General features: G+C 65.1%; 15 protein-coding genes. 6 read left to right on the top strand and 9 right to left on the bottom strand.

Annotated elements, in window-relative coordinates:
• Nucleotides 1-356 precede the first annotated feature (356 nt).
• From J8I26_RS10545 to J8I26_RS10535, 3 genes are all read left to right on the top strand, one after another.
• Nucleotides 357-1,874, top strand: coding sequence for a SulP family inorganic anion transporter (locus J8I26_RS10545; RefSeq protein WP_209606873.1), 1,518 nt, complete (start codon nucleotides 357-359; stop codon nucleotides 1,872-1,874).
• Between the two features lie 26 nt (nucleotides 1,875-1,900).
• Nucleotides 1,901-2,125 carry a hypothetical protein gene (locus J8I26_RS10540; protein ID WP_209606871.1) on the top strand — a complete coding sequence of 75 codons (225 nt, stop codon included), beginning with the start codon at nucleotides 1,901-1,903 and terminating at the stop codon, nucleotides 2,123-2,125.
• Between the two features lie 108 nt (nucleotides 2,126-2,233).
• A complete protein-coding gene (locus J8I26_RS10535) occupies nucleotides 2,234-2,932 on the top strand; it encodes a DUF1120 domain-containing protein (RefSeq protein ID WP_209606869.1) in 699 nt (232 codons plus the stop codon).
• A gap of 205 nt (nucleotides 2,933-3,137) precedes the next feature.
• Here the strand turns inward: J8I26_RS10535 and J8I26_RS10530 are convergent, their stop codons facing one another.
• The 5 genes from J8I26_RS10530 to J8I26_RS10510 all read right to left on the bottom strand — a co-directional run bounded on the left by J8I26_RS10530 (nucleotide 3,138) and on the right by J8I26_RS10510 (nucleotide 10,918).
• A complete protein-coding gene (locus J8I26_RS10530) occupies nucleotides 3,138-3,641 on the bottom strand; it encodes a DUF1993 domain-containing protein (protein ID WP_209606867.1) in 504 nt (167 codons plus the stop codon).
• 312 nt (nucleotides 3,642-3,953) lie between these two features.
• Nucleotides 3,954-5,483, bottom strand: coding sequence for an efflux transporter outer membrane subunit (locus J8I26_RS10525; protein ID WP_209606865.1), 1,530 nt, complete (start codon nucleotides 5,481-5,483; stop codon nucleotides 3,954-3,956).
• 31 nt (nucleotides 5,484-5,514) lie between these two features.
• On the bottom strand, nucleotides 5,515-8,739 hold the full coding sequence (locus J8I26_RS10520) for a multidrug efflux RND transporter permease subunit (protein ID WP_209606863.1): 3,225 nt from the start codon (nucleotides 8,737-8,739) through the stop codon (nucleotides 5,515-5,517).
• Between the two features lie 84 nt (nucleotides 8,740-8,823).
• Nucleotides 8,824-10,038: an efflux RND transporter periplasmic adaptor subunit gene (locus tag J8I26_RS10515; RefSeq protein WP_209606861.1), complete on the bottom strand. Its 1,215-nt coding sequence runs from the start codon at nucleotides 10,036-10,038 to the stop codon at nucleotides 8,824-8,826.
• Between the two features lie 10 nt (nucleotides 10,039-10,048).
• A complete protein-coding gene (locus tag J8I26_RS10510) occupies nucleotides 10,049-10,918 on the bottom strand; it encodes an alpha/beta hydrolase (protein ID WP_245200249.1) in 870 nt (289 codons plus the stop codon).
• A gap of 405 nt (nucleotides 10,919-11,323) precedes the next feature.
• Between J8I26_RS10510 and J8I26_RS10505 the strand changes: the two genes are divergently transcribed.
• The 3 genes from J8I26_RS10505 to J8I26_RS10495 all read left to right on the top strand — a co-directional run bounded on the left by J8I26_RS10505 (nucleotide 11,324) and on the right by J8I26_RS10495 (nucleotide 15,146).
• Nucleotides 11,324-12,343 (top strand): LysR family transcriptional regulator, encoded by a 1,020-nt coding sequence (locus J8I26_RS10505; RefSeq protein ID WP_209606857.1) that lies wholly within the window; start codon nucleotides 11,324-11,326, stop codon nucleotides 12,341-12,343.
• Between the two features lie 646 nt (nucleotides 12,344-12,989).
• On the top strand, nucleotides 12,990-13,997 hold the full coding sequence (locus J8I26_RS10500; protein ID WP_209606855.1) for an AraC family transcriptional regulator: 1,008 nt from the start codon (nucleotides 12,990-12,992) through the stop codon (nucleotides 13,995-13,997).
• A gap of 141 nt (nucleotides 13,998-14,138) precedes the next feature.
• The gene (locus J8I26_RS10495) at nucleotides 14,139-15,146 is read left to right on the top strand and encodes an aldo/keto reductase (RefSeq protein WP_209606853.1); all 1,008 of its coding nucleotides are present in this window, start codon (nucleotides 14,139-14,141) and stop codon (nucleotides 15,144-15,146) included.
• Nucleotides 15,147-15,224: 78 nt separating this feature from the next.
• Here the strand turns inward: J8I26_RS10495 and J8I26_RS10490 are convergent, their stop codons facing one another.
• The 4 genes from J8I26_RS10490 to J8I26_RS10475 form a co-directional block, all read right to left on the bottom strand.
• Nucleotides 15,225-15,911 carry a hypothetical protein gene (locus J8I26_RS10490; RefSeq protein ID WP_209606850.1) on the bottom strand — a complete coding sequence of 229 codons (687 nt, stop codon included), beginning with the start codon at nucleotides 15,909-15,911 and terminating at the stop codon, nucleotides 15,225-15,227.
• Between the two features lie 217 nt (nucleotides 15,912-16,128).
• Complete coding sequence (locus J8I26_RS10485; protein WP_209606849.1) at nucleotides 16,129-16,881, bottom strand: aldolase/citrate lyase family protein; 753 nt, start codon at nucleotides 16,879-16,881, stop codon at nucleotides 16,129-16,131.
• A 186-nt stretch (nucleotides 16,882-17,067) separates the two neighbouring features.
• Nucleotides 17,068-18,330: a D-amino acid dehydrogenase gene (locus J8I26_RS10480; RefSeq protein ID WP_209606847.1), complete on the bottom strand. Its 1,263-nt coding sequence runs from the start codon at nucleotides 18,328-18,330 to the stop codon at nucleotides 17,068-17,070.
• A gap of 196 nt (nucleotides 18,331-18,526) precedes the next feature.
• A complete protein-coding gene (locus J8I26_RS10475; RefSeq protein WP_245200248.1) occupies nucleotides 18,527-19,684 on the bottom strand; it encodes a branched-chain amino acid ABC transporter substrate-binding protein in 1,158 nt (385 codons plus the stop codon).
• Nucleotides 19,685-19,798: the final 114 nt, after the last annotated feature.

The raw sequence follows: 19,798 nt of genomic DNA, 5'->3' as shown, positions 1-19,798 counted from the left end.
TTGCTGCATTGCGATAAAATAGCGGCTTCGCCGCATGGCCGTCCCGCCGGGACTTGCCGGTCATGCAAGTCTCCAGCGTCAACAGCCCACATCCAGCCTACCGATGTAGTGAACCGCCAGAACTGCGTTGCAGCACATACGCCTTGATTGCCCCTGATTTTCCCGGATCCGCGAAGGCCGCCCCAGCCGGCGTCTGTGTGGATGAGCTTGTCGGGCAGTCCGTAGCGCGCAACGTTTTCCCGCTGCCGGGCTGTTGTTGTTGCGCTGCTGCTATAGCGCTGCCATAGCGTTGTTTTTCCATCTTCAATTTCATTGCGCCGCCACGCTGCACATACGCGGGCGGCCGATCTGTGACCATGACTATGACTGATACCGTTTCCCGCGCACGCTCGTTGCGCCAGAACTTCCTCGCCGGGCTGACCACCTCCTTCGCCCTGGTGCCCGAGTGCATCGCCTTCGCCCTGGTGGCGCAGTTGAATCCGCTGATGGGCTTGTACGGCGCCTTCTTCATCTGCACCATCACCGCCATCTTCGGCGGTCGCCCGGGCATGATTTCCGGCGCCGCCGGTTCCATGGCGGTGGTGATCGTGGCGCTGGTGGTGCAGCACGGCGCGCAATACTTCCTCGCCACCGTGGTGCTGTCGGGCCTGATCATGCTGCTCTTCGGCGCGCTGCGCCTGGGCAAGCTGGTGCGCATGGTGCCGCATCCGGTGATGCTGGGCTTCGTCAACGGCCTGGCCATCGTGATCGCCAGCGCCCAGCTGGCGCACTTCCGCCATGACACGCCGAGCGGCCCGCAGTGGCTGCAGGGCACGTCGCTGGCCGTGATGCTGGGCCTGACCTTGCTCACCATGCTGATCACCTGGTTCCTGCCACGCGTGACCAAGGCGGTGCCGCCGGCGCTGGCCGCCATCCTGGGCGTGGGCCTGTTGACGCAGCTGGGCGGCATTGCCACGCCCACGCTGGGCGACATGGCCAGGATCGCCGGCGGCCTGCCGATGTTCCACGTTCCCGCGGTGCCGCTGGATCTGGAGACGCTGAAAATCATCGCCCCCTACGCGGTGCTGATGGCCATCGTCGGCCTGCTGGAGACGCTGCTCACCTTCAACCTCACCGATGAAATCACCGGCACCCGCGGCCAGCCCAACCGCGAATGCCTGGCGCTGGGCGCGGCCAACGTGGTGTCGGGTTTGTTCGGCGGCATGGGCGGCTGCGCCATGATCGGCCAGACCATGATCAACCTCGGCTCGGGCGGCCGTTCGCGCCTTTCCGGCGTGGTCGCGGGCGTGATGATCCTGCTCTTCATCCTGTTCCTGTCGCCTGCCATCGAGCGCATCCCGCTGGCCGCGCTGGCCGGGGTGATGTTCGTGGTGGCGCAGGAGACTTTCGCCTGGGGTTCGCTGCGCGTGCTGGGTCGCGTGCCCAGGAGCGACGCGGTCGTAATCGTCGCCGTCACCATCATCACCGTCCTGACCGACCTCGCGGTGGCGGTGCTGTGCGGCATCGTGATCGCCGCGCTCAACTTCGCCTGGCAGCACGCGCGCGAGATCCGCGCCGATGTCGCCGACCAGGGCGAGGGCGACGATCGCGTGCGCACCTACACGCCGCACGGCACGCTGTTCTTCGCATCCACCGCGCATTTCCTGGAGCTGTTCGATACCCAGAGCGATCCGCAGCATGTGGTGGTGGATTGCCGCCACCTGCGCCTGGCCGATCACTCCGCAATCGCTGCGTTGCAGACTTTGGACGAGCGCTACGCACGGGCCGGCAAGAAACTGCTGGTCACCGGCTTGTCCGCGCGTTGCCGAGAGTTGCTGGAGCGGGCGGGGATGGATGCCATCACCGGGGATGACGCCGTCGGCGCGGCTTCATGAATGTAGAGAAGACTTATTGAGATTGCTTGTTGCGACCAAATAAAAACGGCCCATTTGACGGGCCGTTTTTATTGTCGGTTGCGAGAATGATTGTTGTTGCTGCGGCACAGTCTTTATGTGGATTGCGCCACGCGTATCGTCTTGCAGTGCCGGCTGCCGTTGTGTCCGCCGACATCGGCTTCCTTGCGGTGGAGGCGAACGGCTTGAATCGGCTGGCATTGCCAGAGAGCGCCGAATTCGAGGTAAATTGATCGAGGATGTGTCCGATTTTGAGATTATTCTCATATAAATTCGAGCTCCAAACCTGGAAACTGACGTTACTGCATCAAGCACCCCAAGTCGGGGAAAGCGAGATGCCCATGAATCCATCCAATGTGAACAAGGGAACAATCATGAAAAACGTCATCGCTTTCGCCGCCCTGGCCGCCGCCCTGGCCTCCACCTCTTCCTTTGCCGCCAGCACAACCGAGTTGAAGGTCACGGGCGTCATCAAGCCCGTTGCCTGTACGCCTTCGTTCTCCGGCGGCGGTGTTGTCGACTACGGCACCATCCCGACGCAAAGTTTGAAAGCAGACGCACCAACAGCCTTGGCTGAGAAGAGTGTCAGCCTGACCATCAGTTGCGATAGCGCCGCCAAGGTAGGCTATCGTGCCGTTGACAACCGTCAGGCCTCGGCGGTAAAGGGGCTGGTTGCTGTCGCCGCGACCCACAAAGACATCGGCGATCTCGCCGCCTTCGGATTGGGCACTGCAGGTGGCAAGAACATTGGTATCTACACGCTGCGTATCGATCCGGCCAGCGTGAGCGCCGACGGCACCACGCCGGATTCGCTGTATGGCGAGGCGGGAAGGTGGATCAAGAGCACCAATGGCCTGTTTGGCGTAAGCGGCAGCTACATCAAGGCGTTTGCTCCCAGCGGTTCGACCGTGCCGGCTGCCTACAAGACAATTACCGCCACGCTCAATGTTGAGGCCATCATCGACAAGGCCAGCAACCTTTCGCTGACGCAAGATATTCTACTGGACGGTTCGGCTACGATTGAAGTGGTGTATCTGTAATTTCCGGAGCACAGCGTTGAACCTTCAGTACGGCGCCCTGTAGCCGACATGAGTACCCAGCTACGATAAAAAAGCCCGCCTTGATGAAGGCGGGCGAAGTACCACGGGAAACATTGATCAGTTTGGCTTCACCGAAGGCCCGCGTCGCGCAGACGCGGGCCTTCGGCTTTTTCAGCGCCGGATCGGCGCCTGCGAGCGTGGGTGATTACAGGCCGAGGTAATCCAGCTTGCCCAGCTTGACGCCCTTGTGGCGCAGGATGCCGTAGGCGGTCACCACATGGAACATGAAGTTGGGTAGGCCGAAGTGGGTCAGGTAGGTCTGGCCGCTCATCAGTTGTTCTTCGCCGCGCAGCATCATCTTCACCTCGCGTTGCTCCTGGCCGTCGATGGCGTCGGCCGGCAGGCCTTCGAGGAAGTGGATGGTCTTGTTGATGCGCGCCTGCAGTTCGTCGAACGTGGTTTCGTCATCCGGGAAATTGGGCGCGGCCAGGCCGGAGAGACGGCTGGCGGTGGCCTTGGCGGTGTCGCTGGCGCGCTGTACCTGAGCCGCCAGCGGGTACATGTCGTCGAACAGGCGCGCGCCGATCAGTTCGGCGGCTTCCAGCTTGTGTTCTTCGACATGCTGCTCGGCCTTGTCGAGCAGGGTGGACAGGGTTTGCAGGCCGCGGATCAGGACCGGGACGCTGACTTGGTGCAGGGTGATGGACATGGCGTTCTCTCTCTTTTCAATGAAATGGCGTGGGTGTTGCCGTTGTTTCGTTGCTGTTGGCTTGCTTGGATCAAGGTTGTCTTTGCGTGACGAACGACGCTGGGTCCCTGCTTTCGCGGGGACGACACGCTGGTGGAAGTTACATGTGCAGCCGGCCAGGAGGCTTCCTTTTCGGCGCGACTCGTACAGCTTGCGGTTCAATTTCTGTTCACCCTGTCGTTCCTGCGAAAGCAGGAACCCAGTGTCGTTCAGCGTTCGTTGCCGGCATTGCCGGGCTCGCCACGTCCCAGGCGGCGCCGGGACGATGGCGATTTACTGTGACGACGACAGCTGCGTCGATGCTGCAGGTGTTGCCGGCGCCACAGGCGCCGCGCCCCAGCCGCCGCCCAGCGCACGAATCAGGTTCACGGTGGAGCGGGCGCGTTCGCCGTCCAGCGTGACCGAGGCGCGTTGCTGCTGCAGCACGGTGCGGTCGGCGTCGATCACGTTGAAGTAGCTGACCGCGCCTTCCTGGTATTGCGTGTGCGACAGCTTGGCGGCGCGTTCCGAGGCGGATACCGCTTCGTCCTGCGCGCGGCTCTGGTCGCCCAGGATGCGCAGGTTGGCCAGGTTGTCCTCGACTTCGCGGAAGGCGTTCAGCACCGTGCCGCGATAGGTCGCGACCTGCTCTTCATAGCCGGCGCGGGCGCGGTCCACACCGGCCTGACGGCGGCCGCCGTCGAAGATCGGCATCGACAGTGCGGTGCCCACCAGCGGCCCCAGCAGGAAGGTGCGGCTGGACCAGTTGAACAGCTCGCCCAGCTGGGACGACTCGTAGCCCAGGCCGCCGGTCAGGTTCAGGCTGGGGAAGAAGGCCGACTTGGCCACGCCTACGCGGGCATTGGCCGCTGCCATCGAACGTTCGGCGGCGGCGATGTCGGGACGGCGTTCCAGCAGGGTCGAGGGCAGGCCGGCCGGCACCGCCAGGCTGATGCGTGTCAGCGGACGCGGCGGCAGCGAGAACTCGGCCGGGGTGCGGCCCAGCAGGATGGCCAGCGCGTGTTCGGCGGTGGCGCGCTGGCGGGTGATGCCGAGCGCTTCCGATTGCGCCGACGCCAGCTCCGACTTGGCGCGCGCCACGTCGACTTCGCTGATGTCGCCTTCATCGAAGCGGCGTTGCACCAGGCGCAGCGATTCCTGGCGCAGCTTCACGGTGCCGGTGTAGAGATCCAGCGCCGCATCCAGCTCGCGCACCAGGAAGTATTGCTGGGCGACGTCGGCTTGCAGCGCCAGCAGCACCGAGTGGAACAGCGCTTCGCTGCGCTGGGCGTCGGCGGTGGCGGCGTCGACGTTGGAGGCGACGCGGCCGAACAGGTCGACCTCATAGGAGATATTGGCCTGCGCGCGATACAGCGTGAACGGCTGGGTGTTGGCGTCGGCCGGCAGGCCTTGCGATGCCGGCGACGGGCGCTGGCGGGTGGCGCCGATGCCGGCATCGACCTGCGGGAAGTAGCCCGAGCGCGCATCCTTGGTCAGGGCGCGCGCCTGGCCCAGGCGCGCCGCAGCCGCCTTGAGGTCCTGGTTGGCGTGCTGCGCGCGGTCTTCCAGTGCGTTCAGGCTGTCGTCGTTGAAGATCTTCCACCATTCGCCGCGAGCGATGTCTTCGGACGGCTGCGCCGATTTCCACTGGCTGCCGTTTTCGCCGGCTTGCGGGCCGGCTTCCTTGAAGGCAACCGGGGTGTCGACGGCGGGGCGCTCGTAGGTCGGCGCCACCGAGCAGCCGGCCAGAATCAGCAGCGACGCCAGCAGGGCCGAACCGATGCGCACGGGGCGCAGCAGGGAGTTCATGTTGAGTGCGTTCATTTTCTTGCTCCAATCATCATCTGGCAGGCGATCAACGATCATCCTGCGAACCCGGGGCGGCATGCGCCACGTGCGGGACGTGCGAGCCGGCGGTCATCGGCGCTTCGTGGTGCGAGGCCGAGTGCAGCGTCTTGCCCGACAGCGAGCGCAGCAACACATAGAACACTGGCGTCAGGAACAGGCCGAACAGCGTCACGCCCAGCATGCCGAAGAACACTGCGATACCCATCGCATGGCGCATTTCCGAACCGGCGCCGGAGGAGGTCACCAGCGGCACCACGCCCATGATGAACGCGATCGAGGTCATCAGGATCGGACGCAGACGCAGGCGGCTGGCTTCGATCGCGGCCTGCACCGCGGTGCGGCCCTGCATTTCCAGTTCGCGGGCGAACTCCACGATCAGGATCGCGTTCTTGGCCGACAGGCCCACCAGCACCATCAGGCCGATCTGGGTGAAGATGTTGTTGTCGCCCTTGGTCAGCCAGACGCCGGTCAGGGCCGCCAGGATGCTCATGGGAACGATCAGGATCACCGCCAGCGGCAGGGTCAGGCTTTCATACAAGGCAGCCAGCACCAGGAACACCAGCAGCACGCTGATCGGGAACACCCACACGCCGGCATTGCCTGCGAGGATCTTCTGGTAGGTCAGGTCGGTCCATTCGAACTTGATGCCGCGCGGCAGGGTGGCTGCAGCCACGCGTTCGGCCGCGGCTTGTGCCTGGTCGGACGAGTAACCCGGGGCCGGGCCGCCGTTGATGTCGGCGGCGGTATAGCCGTTGTAGCGCACCACCATTTCCGGGCCGAAGGTCTGCTTGACCTTCACCACCGACGACAGCGGCACCATTTCGCCGGCGTCGTTGCGGGTCTTCAGCTGCAGGATGTCCTCGGCCTTGGCGCGGAACGGCGCGTCAGCCTGGGCGCGCACCTGATAGACGCGGCCGAAGCGGTTGAAGTCGTTCACGTACAGCGAGCCCAGGTAGATCTGCATGGTGTTGAACACGTCGGTCACCGGGATGCCGAGCTGCTTGGCCTTCACGCGATCCAGGTCGACGTCCAACTGCGGCACGTTGATCTGGTAGCTGGAGAACATCGGGCCCAGCGCCGGTTCCTTGGCGGCAGCCTTCATGAAGGCTTGCGCGGCCTTGTCCAGCTCGGCATAGCCCAGCGCGTCGCGGTCTTCGATCTGCATCTTGAAACCGCCCAGCGTGCCCAGGCCCATCACCGGCGGCGGCGGGAACACGGCAGTGAAGGCTTCCTTGATGCCGCCGAACTTCTTGTTGAGCGAAGCGGCAATCGCGTTGCCCGACAATTCCTTGCTCTTGCGTTCTTCGAAGGGCTTCAGGCCCACGAACACGATGCCGGCCGAGGAGCTGTTGGTGAAGCCGTTGATCGACAGGCCCGGGAAGGCGATGGCGCTGGCTACGCCCGGTTCTTTCAGCATGATGTCGCTCATCTTGCGCATCACTTCTTCGCTGCGGTCGATCGAGGCGCCGTTGGGCAACTGGGCGAAGGCCACCAGGTATTGCTTGTCCTGGCCCGGCACGAAGCCGCCCGGGACGATGTAGGACACGCCCAGCGTTGCCGCCAGCAGCACCACATACACGCCCATGGTGGCGCCCTTGCGCTTGATCACGCCGGTCACGCCGCCGCCGTAGTTGTCGGAGGCGCGGTTGAAGAAGCGGTTGAAGCGGATGAAGAAGCCGCCCAGGAAGCGATCCATCACGCGGGTCAGCCAGTCCGGCTTGTCGCCGTGGCCCTTGAGCAGCATGGCGGCCAGCGCCGGCGACAGGGTCAGCGAGTTGAAGGCCGAGATCACGGTCGAGATTGCGATCGTCATGGCAAACTGCTTGTAGAACTGGCCGGTCAGGCCGGTCATGAAGGCCAGCGGCACGAACACCGCCACCAGCGTCAGCGCAATTGCGATGATCGGGCCCGAGACTTCCTGCATGGCGCGGTAGGTCGCTTCACGCGGCGTCAAGCCGGCGCCGATGTTGCGCTCCACGTTTTCCACCACCACGATCGCATCGTCGACCACGATGCCGATCGCCAGCACCATGCCGAACAGCGACAGCGCGTTGATGGTGTAGCCGAAGCCCAGCATCAGCGAGAAGGTGCCGATGATGGAGACCGGCACCGCCAGCAGCGGGATGATCGAGGCGCGCCAGGTCTGCAGGAAGATGATCACCACGATCACCACCAGCGCAATCGCTTCCAGCAGGGTGTGCACCACCGCCTCGATGGAGGCGCGCACGAACTGGGTCGGGTCATACACGATGCTGTACTGCACCGAGCTGGGGAAGTCGGCCGAGAGTTCCTTCATCGCTGCGCGCACTTGCGTGGACACGTCCAGCGCGTTGGCGCCCGGGGCCTGGAAGATCGGAATGGCGACGGCCGGTTTGTTGTCCAGCAGCGAGCGCAGGCCGTATTCGGAGGCGGCCAGTTCCACCCGGGCGACGTCGCCCAGCTTGGTGGTGGCGCCGTCCGGCGAGGCCTTGAGGATGATGTCGCGGAACTCGGCTTCGGTCTTCAGGCGGCCTTGCGCGTTCACCGACAGTTGCAGCGGGGTGTCGGGCGAGCTGGGCGACTGGCCGATCACGCCGGCGGCGACCTGCACGTTCTGTTCTCGGATCGACTTGATGACGTCGGACGCGGTCAGGCCGCGCTGCGCCACCTTGTTCGGATCCAGCCACACGCGCATGGCGTAGTTGCCGGAGCCGAACAGGCCGACTTCACCCACGCCCTGGATGCGCGCCAGGCGATCCTTGACGTTGAGCACCGCGTAGTTGCGCAGGTAGGTGGTGTCGTAACGGTTGTCGGGCGAGATCAGGTGCACCACCATGGTCAGCGTGGGCGACGACTTCAGCGTGGTCACGCCCAGTCGCTGCACGTCTTCCGGCAGGCGCGGCAGCGCTTGCGAGACGCGGTTCTGCACCAGCTGCTGGGCCTTGTCGGGGTCGACGCCCAGGCGGAAGTTGACGGTGATGGTCAGGTTGCCGTCGCTGTTGGCCTGCGACTGCATGTACAGCATGTTTTCCACGCCGTTGATCTGCTCTTCCAGCGGGGAGGCCACGGTTTCGGCGATCACCTTGGGGTTGGCGCCGGGATACTGCGCGCGCACCACCACCGAGGGCGGCACCACTTCGGGGTATTCCGAAATGGGCAGCTGGAACATGGCCAGCACGCCGCCCAGCAGCAGCAGTATCGATAGCACGCCCGCGAAGATCGGGCGATCGATAAAGAATTTTGAGATGTTCATTGGGGTTCCTTAGGGATGCAACGGTCCTTGGCCGCGGGCATCCGCAGCTTTTTCCTTGTATGCGAGAACTTTGCGGCCGGGCGATCAGGCCTTGCCGTCAGCTGGCTTGGCGTCGGCCGCGGCGGTCTTGGCCTCCGGCTGCATCGGCACCACGGTCGGCGCGATGGCGTCGCCCGGGCGGATGCGTTGCAGGCCGTTGACCACGATGCGCTCGCCCGACTTCAGGCCGCTCTCGATCACCACCAGGCCGCCCTGGCTGGCGCCGACGTGCACCTGGCGATAGTTGGCGTGGTTGTCCTTGTCGGCCACCATGACGAAGCGCTTGTCCTGGTCGGTGCCGATGGCCTTCTCGTCGATCAGCACCGCCTCATGCGGGGCGCCGCCGCCCAGTCGCACGCGGGCGTACAGGCCGGGGATCAGCTGGCCGTCGGCGTTATCGAACACGGCGCGCACGCGGATGGTGCCGGAGGCGGTGTCGAGGCGGTTGTCGATCGAGCCGACCTTGCCCTTGCGCGAGTAGCCGTCTTCATTGGCCAGGCCGAGGTCGACCGGCACGTTGGCGCCGGCGGCGCGCGCCGGGTTCACGTACTTGAGGAAGCTTTGTTCATCGACGTCGAACGAGGCGTAGACCTTGGCCACCGAGACCAGCGTGGTCAGCGGCGCATTGCCCGAGCCCGGGTTGACCACGTTGCCCACCGTCACTTCGGCGCGCGAGATGCGGCCCGAGACCGGGGCGGTGATCTGGGTGTATTCCAGGTTCAGGCGCGCGGCGCGCACGGCCGCCTTGGCGGCGGCGACGTTGGCCGAGGCTTCGCGCGAGGCGTTTTGCTTCTCTTCGAAGTCGCGCTTGGCGATGGCGTTGTCGCCCAGCAGGCGCTGGCCGCGGGCCAGATCGGAGGCGGTGTAGCCGGCGCGGGCTTCGGCGCCGGCCAGTTGCGCTTCGGCGCGGGCGACTTCAGCAGCGTAGGGGCGCGGGTCGATGGTGAAGAGCACGTCGCCCTTCTTGACCAGCGCGCCGTCCTTGAAGTGCACCTGGGTCAGCGTGCCGCCGACCAGCGGACGCACTTCCACGCGGTCGACCGCTTCGATGCGGCCGGAATAACCTTGCCAGTCGATGATCTGCTTGCTGACCACTTCGGCCACGTCGACCGGCGCGGCTTGCGGGGCCGGCGCGGCGTGGGCGTCGGAGCTGGCCGAGATGCCGATGGCGGAAATGGTGCCGCCCACCGTCAGGGCGATCACGGCCAGGACGGTAGCGGTTAGGGCGAAGCGCTTGCGCAGGGTGGTAGGGCTGTTCATGTTCTTGTCCTCAGAGTGTGGGAGTAGGTTGAAGGGTGAACGGGGAGTAATCGGTGTTGTTGTCGTCGTCTTTGTGGTTACGGGCAAAACGGCAGCGCAGGAAATTCACGATCTCTTTGAGCAGCGGCAGGTGCGTGCGCAGCGCGCCGTGCGTGATGCCGGCGAAGCGCGAAACCTGCGTGTGCACGCCGGCCAGGATCAGGCTGGAGGCGTACTTCTCCGCTTCCGGGCACAGCACGTCGCGCTCGGCGGTGGCGATGAAGGCGGCCGGCAGGCCTGCCAGGCGGCTCACTTCCAGCGGCGCGGCGTACGGATGCAGGCGCTGCATGGTTTGCGGCAGGTATTGGCGGTAAGCGGCGGCGCACTTTTCGACGGTCAGGTCGGACTTCATGCGGGCGGCGTCGCCGACCATGCGCATGCTTGGATCCAGCATCGGGCTGATCAGCACCTGCGCGGCCAGCGGTTTCTGGCAACGGTCGCGGCTCATCATGGTCAGGCTGACGGCCAGGCCGCCGCCGGCGTCGTCGCCGGCGGCGACGATGCGGTCGATGTCGATGTTGAGTTCGGCGGCATTCTTGTGGGCCCAGACGGCGGCGGCGTAGGCGTCTTCCGGCGCGGCCGGGAAGGGCTTGGCCGGCGCCAGCGAGTACCCCACCGACAGCACCACGCTGTTGCTGTACTGGGCGATGAAGCGGGCCGGCGCGTCGGCATCTTCCAGCGAGCCGCTGACGAAACCGCCGCCGTGGAAATACAGCACCAGCGGACGCTTGTCGTCGGCCGGGGCAGCATCCTGCGCCGGGTCGTACAGGCGCACGGGGATGCGTCCCAGCGGGCCGGGAACGAAGAAATCGCGAATGTTGAGGGAATGCGAGCCTTGCATGATGTGCGCCTGGGCCGAAGCCACCTGTCCTAAGTTGAACCGGATTGTGCGCCACAGCACGGTCTCAAATAAACACATATAATCCAACAACACTGTTCGCCAACTCCGAACAATCGCGGCATCAATATTCGTCAAAATACGGCCCAGGAGGACGCTGAAGACGAAGTCGATGCCGCCGGTCAGGGCCGTCGTCAGCCGGTTCCAGCCCTGCAGGGAAAACTTGTATTTCCTCTGTGTTGGCGTAATTTGTATGGAATTGCCATGGTTTTCGCTGTAATAGACGAATGACCGTTCCTCAAGGGCAAGCCGGTGCGTCGGGGGCGACGCGCTGTGCATACCGGCATTGCATGCGCCCCCGCTTGCCGCCCCGGCTGCCGCCGGACGGGCGGTCGAAAGGAGAGAGCGATGGACCGTTTTCAGGCCATGCAGGTGTTTGCCGCCGTGGTGGATGCCAACAGTTTCACGCGAGCAGCGGACAATCTGAACCTGCCGCGCACCACCGTCACCACCATCATCCAGGGCCTTGAAAGCCTGTTGCAGGTGCGCCTGCTGAACCGCACCACGCGCCGCATCAGCCTCACGCCCGACGGCGCGGCCTACTACGAGCGCTGCGTGCGCATCCTGGCCGACGTCGACGAGACCGAACAATCCTTCCGCAATGTCACCCGCGGGCCGCAGGGCCGGCTGCGTATCGACGTGCCGGCCTCGGTCGGGCGCCTGTTGTTGTTGCCCAACCTGTGCGACTTCTACACTAAGTACCCGGACATCGAGCTGGTCATGGGCATGGGCGATCGCCCAGTGGACATGGTCCAGGAGGCGGTCGACTGCGTGATCCGCATCGGCGAGCTGCAGGATTCGTCCATGGTGGCGCGCCGCATCGGCACCTTCCAGACCGTTACCTGCGCCGCCCCGTCCTATTTGGAGCGCCACGGCGTGCCGCACACCATCGAGGACCTGCAGCAGCACAAGTCGGTGCATTACTTCTCCAGCCGCACCGGCCGCACCATCGACTGGGACTTCGTGGTCGAGGGCGTGACGCGCGAGGTCAAGATGGACGGCAAGCTGTCCGTCAACGACGGCGACGCCTACGTGGAATGCGCGCTGCAAGGCTTCGGCCTGGTGCAGGCGCCGCTTTACATGGTGGCGCGCCATCTCGAGGAAGGTCGCCTGGTCGAGCTGCTGTCGCAGTGGAAGCCGGCGCCGCTGCCCATTTCGGTGGTCTACCTGCACAACCGCCACCTCTCGCCCAAGGTGCGCGCCTTCGTCGACTGGGTGGCCGAGCTGTTCTCCACCTGTCCGCTGCACAAGGCCTGCACCATGGGCATGGAAATGGTCGAAGGCGAATGCCGCTTCGTCAACAAGGCCGAGCCGACCACCGTGCGCAACGTGGTCGAGCAGCACAACATCGCCGAGAGCGTGTTCTGACGGGCGTTGTTCAATCAGGCTGGTGTGATGCATCGCTGGCCTCCCTTTCGTGTTTCTGTTGCTGCAGGTTTCTCGCGCCGGCACTGCTCCCTGCAGGCCGCGCGGGGCGGCTTGCATGAGTCGGAAAGCGTCATCCCCGCCGGCGCGATGTCGGTGAAGAGTCGGGAAAAATCGGGTGTTGAAGAATCGGCGCGCTGACTTGCGCCGGATGCGGGTGTTGCGGGTACGGCTGTTATTGCTGGTGCTGCAGATGCTGCGCGGGGCCGTCACGGCCGGTGTCGATGGTGCGGTTTCGGCGCGCGCAATCGGGGCGGCGCAGGCACTTGGTCCATCGTGAATAAGCGGGTCTTAGCGTGGAGAGGATTATGCGCGGGTGCAGCAAAATTTTCGTGCCGAAAGCTGCGGAATTTCTGCCTGATTCTGCAAATTGACGATAATTGGGCAATTTCTTTGCCCCGCTGGATATTGAGTGAGGGCACGCTTGGTCACGATTGAAAGGCTTTGTGGCGCGATGTTCTGCCCGTTCAAGGATCGCGAGCATACCTAATTCTGCCGATTTCTTGCCTATTCCTGCAAGACTTTGGGCGTAGAATCGGGCAAGTAGTCCAGTTGCGCTAAGCTGGTGCCTCATTGAAAGGGAGCCTCCATGGACCTGAACGAACATGCCGTCTACGAACCCGCCGCCAGCGCGGCCGGGACAACGTCCGCAGAGCCCGCGACAGAACCGGCGGCCGGCGACGACGCCCGCTTCCAGGCGATGCAGCAGGAGCTGCTGCACCTGATCGGACGCTACACCGAAGGCGTCGAAGGCACACTGGCCACCGCCATCGAAGGCCTCGACATCTACCGCATCACCTGTCCGACCGGGCCCAAGCACGCAGTGCAAAAGCCGGTGTTCGCGGTGATCGCGCAGGGCTCCAAACGCCTCTTCATCGGCGACGAAGTCTACGAATACGATCCCATGCATTACCTGGTGGCCTCGGTGGACCTGCCGGTGGTGGGCAAGGTGACCATCTCCAGCCCGGAAGAGCCCTACCTCGGCCTGCGCCTGGAGCTGGACACGCGCGAGATCGGCGCGCTGATCGGCGACGAGAACCTGCCGCAGGCGGTCGCCGCCGACACCGCCGCGCGCGGCATGTACGTCAACCGGCTCGACGCCGAGCTGCTGGACGCGGTGCTGCGGCTGTTGCGCCTGCACGAGTCGCCACGCGACATTCCCATCATGGCGCCGATGATCCGGCGCGAGATCCTGTACCGCTTGCTGATGAACGGCCAAGGCGCGCTGCTGCGCCAGACAGTATTGCAGGACAGCCAGATGAACCGCATCGCCAAGGCGATCCGCCTGATGAAGGATGGCTACGACCAGCCGCTGCGGGTGGAGGACATCGCGCGCGACGTGCACATGAGCGTGTCGTCACTGCACCACCACTTCAAGCTGGTGACGGCGATGAGCCCGCTGCAGTACCAGAAGAACCTGCGCCTGCAGGAGGCGCGCAAGCTGATTTTGACCGCCGACATGAGCGTGGCGCTGGCCGCACATACCGTGGGTTACGAAAGCTCCTCGCAGTTCAGCCGCGAATACAGCCGCCTGTTCGGCGCACCGCCGCTGCGCGACAAGCGGCGCTGGCTGGAGGAAGAGGCGCCGGTGCTGTGAGGCTCCGCTCGCTTGGCCGTCTGCGCGCAATCGCGTACGCGGCTAAAATCTTCCACGCGCCGCCTCATTCCCCTTTGCATGTCATGCGCCGCTTCGGTGCGTGACATCGTTTTTTCATCCACTTACTTCAACGGAGACAGCATGCAATATCGTCGCCTCGGCAAGAGCAACCTCAAGGTTTCGGCACTGTGTTTGGGTTCCATGATGTTCGGCGACCAGACCGATTTTGAAGAGTCCGGCCGCATCGTCGCGTCAGCGCGCGAACACGGCGTCAACTTCATCGACACCGCCGACGTCTACACCAAGGGCAAGTCGGAAGAGATCGTCGGCAAGCTGCTGCGCGGCCAACGCGACCACTGGGTGCTGGCCAGCAAGCTGGGCAACTCGATGAGCGGCGCGCCCAACGAGTCGCACTATTCGCGCAGCTGGATCCTGCGCGAGACCGACAACATCCTGCGTCGCCTGGATACCGATTACCTGGACATCCTCTACATGCACCGCGACTACCAGGAAGAAAACCTGGAAGAGGCGGTTCAATCGTTGGGTGACCTGATCCGCGCCGGCAAGATCCGCGGCTTCGGCGTGTCCAACTTCCGCGGCTGGCGCATCGCCGAGATCGTGCGCCTGTGCGAGAAGAACGGCGTGCCGCTGCCGCTGGTGTGCCAGCCCTACTACAACCTGCTGAATCGCCAGCCGGAAGTGGAAATCCTGCCGGCCTGCGCCAACTACGGCCTGGGCGTGGTGCCCTACAGCCCGATCGCGCGCGGCGTGTTGACCGGCAAATACCAGCCGGGCCAGAAGCCGGCCGAGGACACCCGCGCCGGTCGCGGCGACAAGCGCATGATGGAAACCGAGTTCCGCGAAGAGTCGCTGGTGATCGCGCAGACGCTGCAGCAGCATTGCGAGGCGCGCGGCGTCAAGCTGGGCCAGTTCGCCACCGCCTGGGTGCTGGCCAACTCGGCCATCAGCAGCGTCATCGCCGGTCCGCGCACGCTGACCCAGATGGAGGACTACTACGCCGCCGTCGACCTGAAGATCAGCGCCGAGGAAGAAGCGCTGGTGGACGGCCTGGTGACGCCGGGCCATGCGTCCACCCACGGCTACAACGATCCCAACTATCCGTTCTTTGGCCGCGTGGCGAAGGGGTGATGGATCCGGCGTTTCTTTGAAGCGCAGGCACGAAAAAAGCCGCGGTGATTGCCGCGGCTTTTTTATCGGCGCAGGAGATCAGGTGGTCGGTTGCCGGATGACGCGTGACGGCTTCCTGCGAGCCTCGTCCGGGCGCTGCGCTGCCGGCCGGCGTTCGATGTTGCACAGCTTGAGCAGCATGTAGTGGCTTTGCAGGGAGACGTCGCGCTGCAGCGGGCAACGCGGCGCTTCGCTGTCGGCTTCAGCCAGCGCTGCATCCAGTGCGTCGCTATGGCTTGGGCGCCATTGCGTCATCTTGCGCAGATCCTGGGGGACGGCGTCGGCCGGCGCGGTCTCGATGCGTCCGCTGGCGCGCAGCTTGACCTGGCAGCCGTTGTCCACGCTCATGTCGTCGACGTCGGCCTCCAGCGCTTCGGTGCGCTTGAACAGTTGCTGGCGTTCATGGACGAAGGAGACGCTTTCGCCTTCCGGCGGATAGGGGTTGACCGGCAGCGAGCGTGCGCGCGCTTCGCGCACGCAGGCGCGGTAGAGCACCTTCTTGTCGGCCGGCGCGACGCCGGAGGAGGCGACGCGTGCGCTCACCGCCGGCGCCGGAGGAAGGAAATGCTCGACGGCCAGGTCGACCAGCAGCAGGATGGCCAGCATGGCAAATACGCAGCTCGCCAACCACAGCAGGTCGCTGCGCAGCGGCGCGGCCAGCAAGGCGCGAAGGCGGGCAAGGGGAGTGCGGCGACAGGTCGGCGGCGAGGAGAGTTCGGTGTGCATGGCTGTTCCTTTGCGGGAGCAGCCGGACAGCCGGCGTTTCCCCAGTCCGGTGGATTATCCGGAGCGGGGGAGATGGCTTATATAGGATCATTCTCAAATTTCGTGCGCGCAGTTTTCGATGATCACCGAAGGCTGCCATCCACGCTTTGCTTAAAGTTGCCTTTCGGAACTATTGAGCCGAATGCGAAATTTTCACCAGCCTGAACTGGAAATGGGTTCAGCGCAGGGCGGCAATGCGGCGCGCGCCTTCGGCCTTGAGTTGCTGGATGTCGGTGCCGGGCACCACCAGGTCCATGCCGAACTCCTTCACGCGCCGGGCCATCTCCATGGTGCCGGCGAAGATGCCGACGTACTTGCCGAGCCCGCGCGCCAGCGCTACCAGCGAGCGGATGGCGTCGTTCAACTCCTGGGTCTCGTAGGCGTCCGGCGCCAGGCCCATTTCGATGGCCAGGTCGCTGGGGCCGATGAAGATGCCGTCCAGGTCCGGCACCTTCAAGATGGCTTCGGCGTTGGCGTAGCCCTCGTTGGTCTCGATCATGGCCAGGGTCAGGATGGTGCGGTTGGCGTGCGTGAAATAGTCGGCGCCACCGTACATGAAGCCGCGCGCGGGGCCGTAACTGCGCCCGCCGCGCGGGGAGTAGTGACAGGCGCGCACAAAGCGTTCGGCGTCGGCGGCGGTGTTGACCAGCGGGCAGATCACGCCGTAGGCCCCGGCGTCGAGCAGCTTGTTGATTTCGGCCAGGTTGTTGTCGGCGCAGCGCACCAGCGGCACTGCCTCGGTGGTGGAGATCGCCTGCAGCATGGGGATGGCCGACTCGACCGAGAACAGGCCGTGTTGCAGGTCCACCGTCACCGCGTCGTAGCCGCTGTTAGCCACCACTTCGGCCAGCAGCGAATTGCCCATCGACACCCAGCCGCTCAAGGCCAGCTTCTTTTGCGCGAACAAGGTGCGCAGCCGGTTTTCCCGCATGTTCAGTCTCCGTTGGTTGTGGTGCGCGGCGCGTCGATCCGCGTCGGCTAATGGTAGACCGAACGGGCGCATCCTGCTGCGCGGCGAGGCCAACAAAAATGGCGCGCCGCCAGTAGCGGTGCGCCATTGCGGCTCACGGTGAAAGCTTCTCAGCCCGGCATGAAACTTCTTCAGCCGGACCGGGCGTTACGCGTAACGGAAGGCGGCGTCGTCGATCGCGCTCTTGCGCCCGGCGATCTGGTCGGCCACCAGCGCGGCGCTGCCGCAGGCCAGCGTCCAGCCCAGCGCACCCTGGCCCAGGTTGAGGTGCAGGTTGCCCACCGGCGAAGGGCCGACGATGGGTACGCCGCTGGGCGTGGCCGGACGAAAGCCGCTCCAGGGCGACAGTGTGGCATCTTCACCCAGGCCGCAAGCGGGGAACAGTTCGCGCACGCCGGTCTTGAGCTCCTCGACGGCGCGCTGCGGGATCGAGCGCTCCATGCCGACCAGCTCGATGCGGCCGGCCACGCGCAGGCGTTCACCCAGGCGCGCGTAGACGATCTTGCGCGCGATGTCGGTGATAGAGACCTGCGGCGCGGCGGCGCGGCTGGCTTCATCCTGCAGCGGCACGGTGATGCTGTAACCCTTGAGCGGATACAGCGGCAGCTTAAGGCCGACCAGGCGCGCGAAGTCCGGGCTCTCCGGGCCGAACGAGAGCACAAAGCGATCTGCTTCCACCCATTCGTTGCCGGCTTGCACCGCGTGCAGCGCGCCGGCTTGCATGCGCACCTGGGCGACCCGGGCGCTGCCGATGAAGCGAAATTGCGGGTGGGCCTGCATGGCCGCCACCAGCGCGCGGCAAAACTGCGGACAGTCGCCGGCCTCTTCGCTGGGGGTATAGACGCCGCCGACCCAGTCGCGCTGCGACTTGCCCAATGCCGGCTCGATAGCGATGCAGGCGGCGGCGTCCAGCACCTGTTGTTCGCAGCCGAATTGCGACTGGAACTGTACCTGTTTGCGCGCGCCCTCCAGGCCGGCGGCGTCGGTGTACATCACCAGCTTGCCGGAGCTCTGGTAATCGAAGCGCAGGTTGAGCTGGTCGTTCCACTGCTTCAACTGGTCGCGGCTGAAGAAGGCCAGTTGCAGCAGCTCGATGGTGGTCCGGCGCACGCGGTCGGCGTTGCAGCAGCGCAGGAATTCATAGAGCCAGCGGTATTGGGCCGGATCCAGCGTGGGCTTGATGGTCAGCGGCGACTCGCTGCTGAACATGTAGTAGGCCCACTTGGACCAGACCGACGGGTCGGCCAGTGGGGCCACGTAGGAATAACTCAGCTGGGCGCCGTTGCCTTGGCTGGTGCCGGCGCCGGCCTGGTCGCGGCCGTCGACCAGGGTGACCTGGTGGCCGTCCTGCAGCAGGCGCCAGGCAGTGGTCACGCCGATCACGCCGGCGCCCAGTACGCAGATATGCATGTGTGCTGTCGAATTCAGTGGCGGGTCGCGCCCGGCATGGCGCATGACGCCGGCAGGGTGTCCCTTGTTTGCTTGCAATCGGCGCCAGCACGCGCTGCGCCCCCTATCGCGGCAGACTATACGAAGATTCAATCGGGGTGTCACATGCCGAATCGGCATGGTTGCGGCGCTGCCAGGCATGGCCGGCGCACGGCGTTCAGCGCCCGGCGCCGCCGAAGTTGTGCACCGGCATCCATTTGCCTTGCATCAGCACATACAGCGTGTAGGCGGCGTTGCGCAGGTTGCCTTGTTCATCAAAGGCGATGACGCCGGTCAGGCCGTTATGGCGCATCGCATGCAGGGCGGCGATCAGGCGCGGCCCCTCGGTCGAATCGACGGCTTGCACAGCGGCTGCGAGTATGTGGGCGGCGTCGTAGGCAAAAGGCGCGAGGCGGTCGATGTCTTCGCTGTATTGCGCCCGGTATTTCTTCTCGAAGGCTTTCCAGCCGGGCATCTTCTCTTCCTGTTGCCCGGGCGCGAGCGCGAGCGTGCCTACGCCATCCACGCCCGCCAGCTCGATGAACAGCGGGCCTGCAGTGCCGCCGGCGGCCATCAGCGTGGCATCCACACGCATGCGGCGCATGCTGTGCGCGAGGATGGCGGCTTGCGCGCCGAGGCCGGCGAAGAACAGCAGCTGGGGATTCTTGGTCTGGATGCGGCCCAGTTGCTGATTGAAGTCGGAGCTCTTGGCGCTGACGCGCTCCTGCGCCACCAGCTCGATGCCGTTGTTGCGCAGGCCGCCGATGAAGGCGAGGGCCAGGTTGCGGCCGAACAGGCTGTCGTCCTCGAGCACGGCGACGCGGCGCAAGGCCAGCGTGCGCGCGACGTAGCCGCCGAGGTAGGCGCCGCCGTCGTCGTCATGGCCGATGATGCGAAAGGCGCCCGGAAAACCTTCCGCCGTGTACTGGCGCCCGGAGGAGCCGGGGGCGATCTGGGGCAGCCTGGCGGCGGCATAGATCGGCGCGGCCGCCAGGCTGGCCGCCGTGCTCCAGTGTCCGATCACCGCCGCCACCTGCGAGCGCACCAGATAGTCCGCGACCAGCGCCGCAGTGCGCGCATCGCCGCGGTCGTCGCCGACCACCAGTTGGTAGGTGACCTTGCCGCCGTTCAACCTGGGCGCGCGCTGGTTGATTTCCTGCAGCGCCAGTTCGATGGCATGCAGCTGGCTGCGACCGGCCTTGGCCGAGCTGCCCGAGAGCGGCCCGGCGTAGCCGATCGGCACCACGGCGTTCTCCGGCCGGGCCAAGGCGCGCGAGGTCCCCGCCAGCGGCAGGCAGAGCGCGAGGAGCCGTTGCAGCGTCAGGCGTTTGTTCAAGATGCCTCCGGATTGACCTGCGCGCCATCATGATGGGGGCGCGCTTGATCGGCGATGTCTCGATGTTTCGATGCCTTTTTATAACGGAATTAACGGCCGAACGCACGCGCGACT

This window comes from Herbaspirillum sp. LeCh32-8, from assembly GCF_017814915.1.
Lineage (GTDB): Bacteria > Pseudomonadota > Gammaproteobacteria > Burkholderiales > Burkholderiaceae_D > Herbaspirillum.
This window is presented reverse-complemented; position numbering and strand designations above follow the sequence as displayed.